Raw genomic sequence first — 12,564 nt, 5'->3', positions numbered from 1 at the left:
TGGCCTCCCGGCGTTCGAGAGGCTAGGCCGGATCGAAGCCGCCTTGCCTTGAAATCCGGTTCTTGATGTCCGCCTCCCCTCCCCCGAGTCGTCTCCAGGCGCTGCTGCCCGATCTCGGGCGGCGCACCCTGATCATGGGCATCCTCAACGTCACGCCGGACTCGTTCTCGGACGGGGGCCGGTTCGAGGGCGTCGCGGCCGCCCGCGCGCAGGCCGATGCCCTCATGGCGGACGGCGCGCATATCCTCGACATCGGCGGGGAATCGACCCGGCCGGGCCACGCGCCGGTGCCGGCCGACGAGGAGCAGGCCCGCGTCCTGCCGGTGATCGTCGCGCTTGCCCCCGGCCTGTCCGTCCCGATCTCGATCGACACCTACAAGGCCTCGACCGCCGAAGTGGCCCTGAAGGCCGGTGCCACTATCGTCAACGACGTCTGGGGCCTGCAGCGCGAGCCCGACATCGCCCGCGTCGCCGCCGTGCACGGTGCGCCGGTCATCGTCATGCACAACCGCGAGACGATCGACCCGAACCTCGACATCGTCGCCGACATGAAGCGCTTCTTCGAGCGCTCGCTGGACATCGCCCGCCGCGCTGGCATCCCGGACGCCGATATCGTCCTCGATCCCGGCATCGGTTTCGGCAAGAGCTGGGATCAGCATCTGGAAGCCCTGCGGCGCCTGCCCGAGATCCGCGCGCTGGGCTTTCCCCTCCTCGTCGGCGTCTCGCGCAAAAGCCTGCTCGGGCGGCTGCACGACCGGGAGACCGCCCCGCGCGACCGCCTCGTCGGCTCGATCGCGGCCCACGTGCTCGCCGGGACCCTCGGCGCCGACATCGTCCGCGTCCACGACGTCGCCCAGCATGTCGAGGCCCTGCGGGTGCTCGACGCGGTGATGCGACCGGACACCGCCCGTGGCTGACCGTATCCTCGTCCACCGCATCGCGGTCTTCGCCCGCCACGGCGTGCTCCCGGAGGAAGAGCGGCTCGGCCAGCGCTTCTACATCTCGCTCGATTGCCGGCTCGACCTCGCCGAGGCCGGACGCAGCGACGACGTGGCGCACACCGTGAGCTACGCCGACCTCGCGCAGATCGCGGTGGAGACCGCCACCGAGCGGCGCTTCGCCCTGATCGAAGCCCTGGCCGAGGCCATTGCCCAGACCTGCCTCTCCCGGTTCTCTCGGATCGAGCGCATCCGGGTGCGGATCGACAAACCGAGTGCACCGATCCCGACGGTGCTCGATTACGCGGCCATCGAGATCGAGCGGGAGCGCCGGCCATGACGCGGGCTCATCTCGGCCTCGGGAGCAATATCGGCGACAAGGCCGCGATGCTTGGGGCTGCCGTCGAGCGGCTGGCCGCATGGCCCGGCATCCGCCTGACCGCCCGCTCGGCCGATTACCGCACGCCACCCTGGGGCGACACCGATCAGGACTGGTTCCTCAACGCCGCGGTCGCGGTCGAGACCGATCTGACGCCGCACGCGTTGCTGGAGGCCTGCCTCGCCATCGAGACGGCGCTCGGCCGGGTGCGCGACCGCCGCTGGGGGCCGCGCGTCATCGACATCGACGTGCTGTCCTACGAGGGCGCCGAGGTGTCGGACGAACGCCTCGTCCTGCCGCACCGCTACGTCCGCGAGCGCGCCTTCGTGCTGGTGCCGCTCGCCGAGATCGCCCCCGATCTCGTCATCGGCGGCGAGACCGTGCGGGATGCCCTGGCCAAGCTCGACGCCACGGGCATCGAGCGGCACAGATGAGAAAGGGCCCGGACGCTTGGCGCATCCGGGCCCTTTTCTAGTCGCCACCTCAGATTCGACTTACGGCGTCTTGGCGTCGGCGCTCGGTTCGAGGAGCTTGTTCTCCTCCTCGGCAAGCAGCGGCACGTCGTAATCCCGCAGCACCTTCTCGATGTCGTCCTTGCGCTTGCGGACGACGGTGTTGATCTTGCGCTTCCAGTCGTCCTCGCCGTGGCGCACGCCCATCGAGACCCGGAAGGTCAGCGCGGGGCGCCCCGGCTCGTTGAGCAGCGGCACGACATCCATCGGCACGCCGCTCTGCCGGGCGAGCCAGCCGGCCGCCGCCCCCCACAGGATCGCCACGTCGATCTTCTTCTCGGCGAGGTCGGCGATGACCCCGGCCGCGACCGTCTGGTGCTTGCGGTCGTCGCCGAAGGCGTAAGGCGGGTAGGGCGTCATCCGCTCGCCCGAGAGGCCGACCTCGCTCATCCGCGCGACGGGCGGGGTGCCGGCGATGACGCCGATCCTCTTGTCCTTCAGCCGCGGGTCGTCGAGCGCCTTGAGGCCCTCGATCTCGCCCTTGCGGGTCACCACGGCGTAGGCCGAGCGATAATAGGGGTTCGTCGGCTGCACCACTTCGCCGCCCGAGGTCCCGATGATCAGATCGCACAATCCGTTGCCGAGGGTGTTGCGGACGAAGCCGGGCCCCTGCGTCAACCAGTAGTAGCGCAGCTTGACCTTCAGCTCGTCGGCAACGATGGCCGCGATCTTGTTCTCGAAGCCGTCGCCCTTGCGCTGGGAGAACGGCATGTTGCCGGGGTCCGAGCAGACCCGCAGGACATCGGTCGTGACGAGATCGGGCAGGTGCTGGGCCCGAGCGTCGCGCGCCCCTGCTGCAACCAGCAGGAGCGCGACGACGACGATAAAAGAGTGGTTCCGGGGCATCAGCCGCCCAGGCACTCGGTCTCCGCCTTCTTGTAGGCCTCGGGCTTGTCTTCCTTCTCGGCCGGACGGGCACGACCCCAGGCACCGGCAGCGCGGGCGCGCAGGTACACGTAGAGGTCGTTAGCGTAGCACATCACGTTCTTGTTATCGCCGAAGGCGGGCATCACCTGGTTGGAGGTGTTGTTCACGTCCTGCTTGCCGCCAGCGAGGATGCCGTAGAACTCCTCGTAGGAGAGGCGCTTCAGCGAATCCTTGAGGGCGGGCGCGTAGGTGGAGCCCATACCGTCCGGGCCGTGGCAGACGTGGCACTCGGCGTGATAGCGGCGATAGCCTCCGTAGGTGTACCAATCGACCTTCTTGCCGTCGTTGGTGATGCGGAAGGTCGGGTGACCGTCCTTGTCCAAGTACTTGCCGTCCTCGTCCTTCACGGCGGCGGCGGCCTTCAGGACCGGCTCATCGATCTCCTTGGCGTTCGGATCGAGCTTGTTGGCGAAGTCGCCCTTGGCGTCCTGCGCGAAGACGAGGGTGGCCGTAGGGACCGTGCCGAGGACGGCGGCGCCGACGAGACCAAGCAGAGCGATGGTTTTCATTGAGGACAACGACGTTTCTCCCGAGACCGTGATATTGCACCGCAACATAAACGTGCGGTTACGCCGGCTTCTTACATGCTCATTATAAAAACATAAAGATGCCGGCGCGGAAACCGCACCGGCATCTCTTTGCATGGCTGGGCCATGCGACCGAGCGTCTCTCGCGGGGACTTCCGTTTGATCGGAAGCCCTCCCGCCGGCCTCACGGTCGGCGGGAGCTGTCCGAGACTTAGTTGTTCGGCAGAGCGAAGACGGTGAGCTGGCCGCCGAGGTTGGTGTAGCTCGACAGGGCGGCGTAGCCACCCACCGCGCCGAGGCCGGCGTTCGGGTCGGTCAGACCGGCCGCAAGGCCGATGCCGGCCCAGCCGCCGACGCCCGACAGGACGCCCACGTACTGCTTGCCCTTGTGCTCGTAGGTCATCACGTTGCCGATGATGCCCGACGGGGTCTTGAACTTGTAGAGTTCCTTNGACGCCCGACAGGACGCCCACGTACTGCTTGCCCTTGTGCTCGTAGGTCATCACGTTGCCGATGATGCCCGACGGGGTCTTGAACTTGTAGAGTTCCTTACCCGTCTTTGAGTCGACGGCCTTCAGGTAGCCTTCGAGGGTGCCGTAGAACACCACGTCGCCGGCCGTGGCGAGCGCGCCGCCCCAAGCCGAGAACTGCTCGGGGTTCGACCACTTGATCTTACCGGCCACGCCGTCCCAGGCGATGAAGTTACCCATGCCGCCGTGCGAGCCGGGGGCGGGGTACATCGACAGGGTCGCGCCAACATAGGGCTGGCCCGGGGTGTAGGTCACCTTGAAGGGCTCGTAGTCCATGCAGACGTGGTTGGTCGGCACGTAGAACAGGTTGGTCTTGGGCGAGAACNACATAGGGCTGGCCCGGGGTGTAGGTCACCTTGAAGGGCTCGTAGTCCATGCAGACGTGGTTGGTCGGCACGTAGAACAGGTTGGTCTTGGGCGAGAACGCCGCCGGCTGCTGGTCCTTGGAGCCGAGAGCCGCCGGGCAGATGCCCTTGGAGTTCACGTCCTCACCGTTCTGCTCGGTCGAGTACTTCGACACGACCAGCGGGCGGCCGTAGGTCTTGGAGCCCTTGTCCATGTCGACCTTGGTGGCCCAGTTCACCACCGGATCGTACTTCTCGGCGACGAGGAGTTCGCCGGTCGCGCGGTCGAGGGTGTAGCCGAAGCCGTTACGGTCGAAGTGCGTGAGCAGCGGGCGATCCTTGCCGTCGACCTTCTGGTCGGTGAGGATCATCTCGTTGATGCCGTCGTAATCCCACTCGTCGTGGGGGGTCATCTGGTAGACCCACTTGGCGGCGCCGGTGTCGGGGTTACGCGCCCACACCGTCATCGACCACTTGTTGTCGCCCGGACGCTGCTTCGGGTTCCAGGTCGAGGGGTTGCCCGAGCCGTAGTAGAAGAGGTCGAGCTTGGGATCGTAGGAGAACCAGCCCCAGGTGCAGCCGCCGCCGGTCTTCCACTGATCGCCTTCCCAGGTCTTCAGTGAGGAGTCCTTGCCGACCGGCTTGCCGAGATGGGTGGTCTTCTCGGGGTCCATGATCATGTCGGCGTCGGGGCCCTGCGAATGGCCGCGCCACACCTTCTTGCCGTCCTTGAGGTTGTAGGCGGTCACGTGGCAGTTCACGCCGAACTCGCCGCCGGAGATGCCGACGATGACCTTGTCCTTCACCGGGAGAACAGTGGCGGTGTTGGTCTCGCCCTTCGACGGGTCGCCGTTCTTGACCGACCAGTTCACCTTGCCGGACTTGGCGTCGAGCGAGACGAGGGTGGTGTCGGCCTGATGCAGCAGGATGGTGCCGTCGGCATAGGCCAGACCGCGGTTGACGGTGTCGCAGCACATCACCGGGATGACCGACGGATCCTGCTTCGGCTCGTACTTCCACACGATCTTGGCGCCCTGGTCGAGGTCGAGGGCGTAGACGATGTTCGGGAAGGGGGTGTGGACGTACATCATGTTGCCGACGACGAGCGGGGAGCCCTCGTGGCCGCGCAGCACGCCGGTCGAGAAGGTCCAGGCGACCTGGAGGTTCTTGACGTTGCCGGCGTTGATCTGGTCGAGCTTGGAATAACGGGTGTTGGCGTAATCGACCGTCTGAAGCGCCTGCTCCGCCGGGTTGGCGATGGACTTCAGGACGCTTTCGTTGGCCAGCGCCGGGGTGGCGGCGGCGATGCCGGCACCGAGTGCGAGAAGGTGTACCGCTCTCATGGATTCCTCCGACAGACCTTGATCCGCAGCCGGCAACACGAAGTATTGCCGCTGAAGACTGGCCTGCTGTTTGCGACAGGGATCAATTGAGCCTCGGCAACTCGCGAAAAGGCGCAGACGGCGCAGGATTATCCCGACCCATCAACGGCTTAACCGGCCGGAACCGCATCCCTGGCGGCTCCCCAAGTCCGAAGCTTGAACGAACTCTAAGAAAATTTCGGGCGGCGTCAACACGCTTTCTCCGGTGGAATGTCGCATGTGGACAGGCACATTCGAAGAAATTTGTTTGGACCCACCTGGATTTTGCGCTGCAACAAATTGTACGCGGCGCAAAAGTCCTCGGCTCAACTTGCAAAGAATCGTCGCGGCGCAGCATTCACCATGCGCTTCCGGAATGTGGCGGCGGGCAAATCCGGCAATTCGAACCGTGGCATGCGCGGGTTGCAGCGCGCCCGGCCACTTCGATCACGGCGCCGCAGGGACGCCCTTCGGCCAAGCGCAAGCGCTTCGGATCATTCGCTGATCGGGCTTAGGCCGGATGATGAGCGGCGGGACGGTGGATAGGTCCGATCCCGTGCGTTGCCTTGCCGCATCCTCCCGATCGCAAGCAGCAACGGGGACGCGCGCACCGCGAATCGGCCTGTCGAAAACTACTGGGCGATCACGCCGGGGAAGCGTGCGGCGAGGTCGGCGCGGGTCGCCTCCAGGAATGCCCGGTCGCGCTGGCCCCGCGGCCGGTCGAGAGGCACGGTCGCGAGCAGGCTCGCGGGCCGGGCCGAGACCAGCAGCAGCCGGTCGGCGATCTCCAGCGCCTCGGCCACGTTGTGGGTGACCATCAGGATGCTGGTGCCCCTCCCGGCGACGGTCTCGACCACGAGTCCACGTAAGCCCGCGGCGGCGGTGTCGTCGAGGGAAACGAACGGCTCGTCGAGGACGAGGATGCGCGGCTCCAGCGCGAGCGCGCGGGCGAGCGCCACCCGCCGCTGCATGCCGAGCGACAGCGCTCCAGGGAAGCGCTCGCGCCAGGGCGCAAGCCCGAGGGATTCGAACAGCCCGTCGAGGTCGCGCCCGCGCCGGTCCCGCGGCAGGCCGAGGCGGACGTTCTGCTCGATGGTCCGCCACGGCAGCAGGCGCGGGTCCTGGAACACCATGGCGATGCCGACCGCGTTCGGGTCCGGCGTCACCGCGCCCTCGAAGTCGTGGTCCAGGCCGAGCAGGATGCGCAAGGTGGTGGTCTTGCCCGCGCCCGAGGGGCCGATCAGGCAGGTAATCTCGGCCGCGCTCAGCGAGAAGGCGAGGCCGCGCACCGCCTCGACCGGCTCGGTGCGGGCGCGGCGATAGACCTTGCGGTCGACCCGGACCGTGAGCAGCGTCGACTCAGCGCCAGCGGCGGACATGGGCGTCGAGGGGCTGGAGGATCAGGGCGTCGATGGCGAGCATCACGCTCATGAAGACGACGCTGTAGCCGATCACGGCGGTCACGTCGAAGAGGGTGAAGTAGTAGTTGATGGCGAAGCCCACCCCGTTCGGGCGCCCGAGCAGCTCGACCACGAGCACGATCTTCCAGGCGAGCGAGATGCCGGAGCGGGCCGCCGCCACCATGAACGGCTGGAGTTGCGGCAGCAGAACGTGGGCGATCCAGGTGCGGCGGTCGAGCCGGTAGGTCCGGGCCATCTCCTCCAGGCCCGGATCGAGCCCGCGCGCGCCCTCGCGCATGATGACGGCGACGTTGGGCAGCTTGTTGATGGCGACCGCGACGATCGCCGCGGTCTCGGTGAGCCCCAGCCAGACATAAGCCAATACCGTGATGACGAGGGCCGGCGTGTTCAGCACCATGAGGAGCGGCGTGTCGAGCAGCCGGTCGGCGAGCCTGGAACGCCCCAGCGCGATGCCGAGCAGGACGCCGAGGCTCATGGCGATGACGAAGGAGATGCCGACGCGGGCGAGCGTGACCCCGACGTTGAACAGCAGGTCGCCGCTCTCGGCCTCGCGGATGATGAAGGCGAGGACCGCGCTCGGCGCCGGCAGGGTCCGCACGTCGGCATAGACGGAGACGCCCTGCCACAGGGCGAGCAGAACGGCGAGCGAGACGAGGCGCGCGATCAGGGCCATGCGGTCGGATCAGGCGGCCGAAGCGGGCATCGGCCTCACGCTTTGGACGCGTCGAGGTAGAGGTCCGGCGGCAGCGTCTTGCCGGAGCCAAGGAGCTGCGTGCCCGCGAGCCGGGCGAGCGTCGCGTAGATGCGCTCGCCGTCCGCCCGCTCCGCCCCGACCGTGCGGCGCGGGATGCCCGAGAGGAACTCGCGCTTCAACGCCTCGAAGGTGGCGTCGTCGTCCGCCGCCATCAGCGGGCGCACGGTGGCCCACAGGCCGGCATCGGTGGCGAGCGCTTCCTTGGCCGCGGTCGAGGCGCGGGCGAAACCCTTCACGATCTCGGGGCGCTCCGTGACAGTGCGGCCCTCGAACAGGTAGCCGATCAGCGCCACCGGTCCCTGCGCCCCGAACGCCCGCATCACGTCGTCGGCGGAGATCAGCCGCTTGAAGCCCTTGGCCTGGAGCCGGGCGCAGTATTGCCAGTAGAGGAGCGCCGCATCGAGCTCGCCGCTCTCCAGCTTCTGCGCCAGCAGCGGCGGCGCGCCGTAGGCGAGTTGCGCGGCGGAGTCGAGATCGAGCCCGGCCGCCTCGCGCGCCTGCGCTTTCAAAAGAATCCAGTTCTTGTCGAGGGCACCGCCCGCGACGCCGAGGCGCTTGCCCGCGAGGCTCTTGAGATCGGTGATCGGGCTGTTCGCGGGCACCATCAGGGCGCCCTCGGTGGTGGAATAGGGGGTGAAGCGCACGCCCCTGCCCTCGTTGCCGAGGCGGGCCGCCCAGATCAGGTCGCCGACGATGGCATCGACTTGATCACCCAGGAAGGCGATGCGGGCGGCATCGTTGCCGGCGAGCTTGACGGTCTCGAGGGTGAAGCCGTTGGCCTCGTCGAGGCGCCGCTCCTTGATCACGGCAGCTTCCCAGGAGGCGGTGCCGAAGGGCAGCACGCCGAGCCGGAACGTTTCCGCCGCCGCGCGCGCCGACCCCAACGACTGGCCGAACCCGGCCAGCGCCGCCGCTCCGGCCGCGAGCATTCCGCGCCGTGACAGCATCGGCGTCACCTCCCGCTGTTCCGACGACCGCGAGCGGCCGCCATTCTGTTGAAGAATCTCATAAGGGCTGGCCCCTGCGGCGTCCACAGCCGAGCCCGGCCTTTCCCGTGCGACACGCAGGCGTGATCCGGCTCTCTTACGCTTGCGCGGCCACTCCGCCCGGAGCACTTTCCGGCCGAGGACAGCGGGAGGGCGAACGATGACGCAGACGCGTGAAGCGGTGTTCGACGAGGCGACGATCGAGCAGCGGCTGAAGGAAGAGTTGCCGGCATGGCGGCTGGAGGACGGCTGGATCCGCCGCACCTACAAGACCGCCTCGTGGAAGAGCACGCTGATGGTGATCAACACGGTGGGCCATCTGGCGGAGGCGGCGTGGCACCATCCCGACCTCACGGCCTCCTATGCCTGGGTCGAAGTGCGGCTGATGAATCACGCCGCCAAGGGCATCACCGAGAAGGATTTTTCGCTGGCCAAGAAGATCGAGGAGGTGGTGGGCTGGCAGCCCGGCACCGAGGGCGGCGGCTTGGAAGGCACGCCGACGGACCCGCGGTTCGCCTACATCAAGTACGAGAAGTAGGGCCGGGTCCGCCTCGGCGCGGATCGAGATGCGGATCGCGCCCAAGCGCATTCCGACGAAGTGGACACCGGTTCGTCGCAAGAATGCGCGGTACAACAACAATTCGGAGACGCCGACCTGATGCAATCAGGTCGGCGTCTCCAGGTCAGCGGCTGCCTTTGAGCCCGTCTCGGACCTGCTCGACGAGGAAGCGTTCGGCACGCTGCCATGCCTCGTCGGTATCGCCGCGAAAGTTGAGGTCGCGGGACAGGATATCCCGGCCGGTGCGTGCATCCACCAGCCGCGCCCAGTGCTGCAGGATCAGCGTGCTGCTCTTGTGAACCACGCCGACGAAGACCCACGCGGCACCCTCCTCCTGGGCAACACGCAGAACGCAGGCGGCATCACTGGGAGGGCAGGCCCCCAACGGGCCGTCGGCCGGAAGGAGCGTCGCGCGGGCGAGCCCGAGACGGGTCAGGTCGGCGGCCAGACTCTCGCCGAGCCGCGCCAGCCGCTCGGCATGCTGCGCGGCCTGATCGGTCGGCTCGCCGGACGTGTCGAGGAGCTTGATCGGCAGCACCGCGAGCGCGGGCGGGCGAGTCCCCTCGGCTCCGGCGGGGGCGGCGGCGAGCGCGGCCAACACGAGCGCGACGGCTCGGACCCGCCGACCGTTCGCCGGAATGGCGCCGGCCAAGGAAGCGGCCAAGGAAGCGGCGGACATCAAGCCGACCTCACGGCCTGCGCCGCGTGAAGCGCCTTGAACTCCGGGATGCCGAAGGTCGCGACGACGGCGTGGCTCTCGTCGAGGATTTCGTAGACCGGGCCGTCGATGAAGCGGTTCGTGAAGTAGACGATCACGTCCTGATCGCCGCCGCCCTCCGTGTGCGGCTCGCCGCCGGCCCGGCCGGCGACGTAGCTGCCGACGGGCCGGACCTCCTTCAGGCTACCGTCCGGCCGGTAGATCCGCAATTCGCCCTGCAGGACGAGCGTCCGGTAATCGGCCCCGTGCCGATGCAGGGCGATCCGCTCGTTGGCCGCGAACTTGAAGAGCAGATCGACGATCCGCGCGTCTTCATCAACGCTGAGGATGTGGTAGGCGGCGTGGTCGAAGCCCTTGATGGTCTGCCACGCGATGGCGCGGTCGTCGAAGGGGAGCGTCGGCATGGCGTCCTCCGGATGCGGCCGTGCGCAGGCGGGGTGCCCGCGCTCCCTCGGCCGATCCGGATTGGAGACCGGTTCCGCGTTCCGCTCTTGCCATTCGGTGCCAGCCCACCGACCGTGAGGACGGGAGGCGCGCATGTCGGATCACGGTCTGACCCGGGCACGGACGATGGGGCCGATCGCCGAGGCGATCCGGACGGCGGGCGGATCGCTCGCGCGGGTGTTCGGCCGGGCCGGGATGCCGCTGACCCTGCTCGATACGCCCGACCGGCTGATCCTGCTACGTGACCAGCTCACGCTGGTCGAGGCTGCGATCCGCGAGATCGGCGATCCGTCCCTGCCGGCCCGGCTCTCGACGGCCACCGGCATCGCCGGCCTTGGGCCCATCGGTGTGCAGGTCCGCCTCTCGGCGACGCTCGGTGCGGCTGTGCAGCGGGTGGAGGTCGTCACGCCCCTGCTTCTCCAGACGGCAACCTGGACCGGCCTGCATCGGCGCAGGGCGGACGCCTTCTACGGCTACGCAGTCACGGAGCGGATCGAGGCGGGGCGGCAGGCCAACGAGGTGCTGGCGCTCGGCTATCTCCTCGGCACGGTCCGCCACTTCCTCGGCGCCGCGTGGCGGCCGGAGCGGGCCGTGGTGACGGGCGCGCATCTCGCCGCGCGCAGGGAGATCGAGGATGCGTTCGGTTGCGAGATCGCGCTCGGACCACGGGCGGGCCTCGTCTTTCCGATACACCACCTCGAAGCCCCGAATCCGAACCGCCTCGATGCATCAGAGGCCGCCGACGACACGCCGATCGGCAGCGATTTCGGGACGTGCGTCGCGCACCTGATCGAACTCGGTCTCGACGAGGCGCGCCCGTCCATCGATGGGATCGCCGGTCGCCTCGGGCTGTCGCGGCGCACCCTCCAGCGGCGGCTGGAAGCCGAGGGAACCGGCTACGCGGAGATACAGCGCCGCGTGCTGATCCGCCGTGCCAGGGCTCTGCTCGCAGTCGACCGCCTGCCCATCGGCCGCATCGGACTCGAACTCGGCTATGCGGACGCGGCTCATTTCAGCCGTGCCTTCCTCGAATGGACAGGCCTGACGCCGCGCCAGTGGCGCAGCAGCCTGCGGAACGGGCCGCCGGCCTGATAACGAAAAAGGCCGGGCGAACCCGGCCTTCTCCGTCACCGATCCGGCATCGCCCCCGCGGGGCGAGACGGTCGCAAAAATTACTTCTTCATCGCGTCGGCCTTCTGGATCAGCGCCTCGGCCATGCGGATCGAGGCGATGTCGATCAGGCGGCCGTCGAGGGCCACGGCGCCGCGGCCGGCCTTGGCGGCCTCTTCCATGGCCACGAGGATGCGGCGGGCCTTGTCGACCTCCTTCTCGGAGGGCGTGAACACCTCGTTGGCGAGTTCGATCTGCGAGGGGTGGATCGCCCACTTGCCCTCGTAGCCGGCGGCGGCGCAGCGGCGGGCGGCGGAGAGGTAGCCGTCCTTGTCCGAGAAGTCGCCGAACGGGCCGTCGACCGGGCGCAGGCCGTAGGCGCGGCAGGCCACCAGCATGCGCTGCTGGGCGAACAGCCACGGGTCCTGCCAATGCGTCTGGCGGTTGCCGGCCTCGTCCTTGTCGGTGAGGACCGAGTAGTCCTCGTTGACGCCGCCGATCACGGTGGAGCGGGTGCGGCAGGAGGCGGCGTAGTCGGCCACACCGAAGGACATCGCCTCGAGACGCTTGGAGGACTGGGCGATCGCCTCGACGTTGGCCATGCCCAGCGCGGTCTCGATCAGCACCTCGAAGCCGATCTTCTTCTCGCGCTTCTTGGCCTGCTCGATCTGGGTCGTCAGCACGTCGATGGCGTAGACGTCCTGCGGCACGCCGACCTTGGGGATCAGGATCATGTCGAGGCGCGGGCAGGCCTCGACGATATCGACCACGTCGCGGTACATGTAGTGGGTGTCGAGACCGTTGATGCGGATCATCATGGTCTTGTTGCCCCAATCGATGTCGTTCAGGGCCTGGATGATGTTCTTGCGGGCCTGCTCCTTGTCGTCGGGAGCGACCGCGTCCTCGAGGTCGAGGAAGATCACGTCGGCGGCCGACGTGGCCGACTTCTCCATGAAGGTCGGGTTGGAGCCGGGAACCGCGAGTTCCGAGCGGTGCAGGCGGGGGGTCGCCTGCTGGATCAGGGTGAAGCTCATCGTGATTCCTCCGTTTCTGA

General features: G+C 68.0%; 14 protein-coding genes and 2 pseudogenes. 5 read left to right on the top strand and 11 right to left on the bottom strand.

Annotated elements, in window-relative coordinates; translation table 11 throughout:
* The first annotated feature begins 65 nt into the window (after nucleotides 1-65).
* The 3 genes from folP to folK are packed head-to-tail and all read left to right on the top strand — an operon-like array spanning nucleotide 66 to nucleotide 1,751.
* Nucleotides 66-917: a dihydropteroate synthase gene (gene folP, locus ASG52_RS23365; RefSeq protein WP_056248520.1), complete on the top strand. Its 852-nt coding sequence runs from the start codon at nucleotides 66-68 to the stop codon at nucleotides 915-917.
* Nucleotides 910-1,278, top strand: a complete 369-nt coding sequence (gene folB / locus ASG52_RS23360; protein ID WP_056248518.1) for a dihydroneopterin aldolase — start codon at nucleotides 910-912, stop codon at nucleotides 1,276-1,278. The genes folP and folB overlap by 8 nt, the downstream gene beginning before the upstream one ends.
* Nucleotides 1,275-1,751: a 2-amino-4-hydroxy-6-hydroxymethyldihydropteridine diphosphokinase gene (gene folK / locus ASG52_RS23355; RefSeq protein WP_056248516.1), complete on the top strand. Its 477-nt coding sequence runs from the start codon at nucleotides 1,275-1,277 to the stop codon at nucleotides 1,749-1,751. Before folB ends, folK begins: the two co-directional genes overlap by 4 nt.
* Nucleotides 1,752-1,811: 60 nt before the next feature.
* On the opposite strand, the gene xoxJ is transcribed toward folK, so the two are convergent.
* From xoxJ to ASG52_RS23325, 8 genes and pseudogenes are all read right to left on the bottom strand, one after another.
* Nucleotides 1,812-2,675, bottom strand: a complete 864-nt coding sequence (gene xoxJ / locus ASG52_RS23350) for a rare earth element methanol dehydrogenase accessory protein XoxJ (protein WP_056248513.1) — start codon at nucleotides 2,673-2,675, stop codon at nucleotides 1,812-1,814.
* Nucleotides 2,675-3,265: a methanol metabolism c-type cytochrome XoxG gene (xoxG, locus tag ASG52_RS23345; protein WP_056248510.1), complete on the bottom strand. Its 591-nt coding sequence runs from the start codon at nucleotides 3,263-3,265 to the stop codon at nucleotides 2,675-2,677. Before xoxG ends, xoxJ begins: the two co-directional genes overlap by 1 nt.
* A gap of 229 nt (nucleotides 3,266-3,494) precedes the next feature.
* Nucleotides 3,495-3,734, bottom strand: a pseudogene (locus ASG52_RS28545) (PQQ-dependent dehydrogenase, methanol/ethanol family); the annotation flags it as partial.
* Nucleotide 3,735: 1 nt separating this feature from the next.
* Nucleotides 3,736-4,138 (bottom strand): annotated as a pseudogene (locus ASG52_RS28540) (PQQ-dependent dehydrogenase, methanol/ethanol family); the annotation flags it as partial.
* Nucleotide 4,139: 1 nt separating this feature from the next.
* The coding region (gene xoxF1, locus ASG52_RS23340; RefSeq protein ID WP_286159150.1) for a lanthanide-dependent methanol dehydrogenase XoxF1 at nucleotides 4,140-5,500 on the bottom strand (1,361 nt) is incomplete at its 3' end.
* 650 nt (nucleotides 5,501-6,150) lie between these two features.
* The gene (locus ASG52_RS23335; RefSeq protein WP_056248508.1) at nucleotides 6,151-6,897 is read right to left on the bottom strand and encodes an ABC transporter ATP-binding protein; all 747 of its coding nucleotides are present in this window, start codon (nucleotides 6,895-6,897) and stop codon (nucleotides 6,151-6,153) included.
* On the bottom strand, nucleotides 6,878-7,612 hold the full coding sequence (locus ASG52_RS23330) for an ABC transporter permease (RefSeq protein ID WP_056248505.1): 735 nt from the start codon (nucleotides 7,610-7,612) through the stop codon (nucleotides 6,878-6,880). Before ASG52_RS23330 ends, ASG52_RS23335 begins: the two co-directional genes overlap by 20 nt.
* Nucleotides 7,613-7,647: 35 nt before the next feature.
* The gene (locus ASG52_RS23325) at nucleotides 7,648-8,640 is read right to left on the bottom strand and encodes an ABC transporter substrate-binding protein (RefSeq protein WP_056248876.1); all 993 of its coding nucleotides are present in this window, start codon (nucleotides 8,638-8,640) and stop codon (nucleotides 7,648-7,650) included.
* 199 nt (nucleotides 8,641-8,839) lie between these two features.
* Here ASG52_RS23325 and ASG52_RS23320 point away from each other — a divergent pair, with 199 nt between their 5' ends.
* A complete protein-coding gene (locus ASG52_RS23320; protein WP_056248502.1) occupies nucleotides 8,840-9,217 on the top strand; it encodes a 4a-hydroxytetrahydrobiopterin dehydratase in 378 nt (125 codons plus the stop codon).
* Nucleotides 9,218-9,362: 145 nt separating this feature from the next.
* Here ASG52_RS23320 and ASG52_RS23315 read toward each other — a convergent pair whose 3' ends face one another.
* Nucleotides 9,363-9,917, bottom strand: coding sequence for a DUF2380 domain-containing protein (locus tag ASG52_RS23315; protein ID WP_082552706.1), 555 nt, complete (start codon nucleotides 9,915-9,917; stop codon nucleotides 9,363-9,365).
* Complete coding sequence (locus ASG52_RS23310) at nucleotides 9,917-10,360, bottom strand: cupin domain-containing protein (RefSeq protein ID WP_056248500.1); 444 nt, start codon at nucleotides 10,358-10,360, stop codon at nucleotides 9,917-9,919. The genes ASG52_RS23315 and ASG52_RS23310 overlap by 1 nt, the downstream gene beginning before the upstream one ends.
* Nucleotides 10,361-10,493: 133 nt before the next feature.
* Here ASG52_RS23310 and ASG52_RS23305 point away from each other — a divergent pair, with 133 nt between their 5' ends.
* Nucleotides 10,494-11,492 (top strand): AraC family transcriptional regulator, encoded by a 999-nt coding sequence (locus tag ASG52_RS23305; RefSeq protein ID WP_056248497.1) that lies wholly within the window; start codon nucleotides 10,494-10,496, stop codon nucleotides 11,490-11,492.
* An 80-nt stretch (nucleotides 11,493-11,572) separates the two neighbouring features.
* On the opposite strand, the gene ASG52_RS23300 is transcribed toward ASG52_RS23305, so the two are convergent.
* Nucleotides 11,573-12,544, bottom strand: a complete 972-nt coding sequence (locus ASG52_RS23300; protein ID WP_056248494.1) for an HpcH/HpaI aldolase/citrate lyase family protein — start codon at nucleotides 12,542-12,544, stop codon at nucleotides 11,573-11,575.
* Nucleotides 12,545-12,564 lie beyond the last annotated feature (20 nt).

It is taken from the genome of Methylobacterium sp. Leaf456 (assembly GCF_001425465.1).
Classification (GTDB): domain Bacteria; phylum Pseudomonadota; class Alphaproteobacteria; order Rhizobiales; family Beijerinckiaceae; genus Methylobacterium.
Note: the sequence above shows the minus strand (reverse complement) of the source record. Positions and strands in the feature narration are given on the sequence as shown.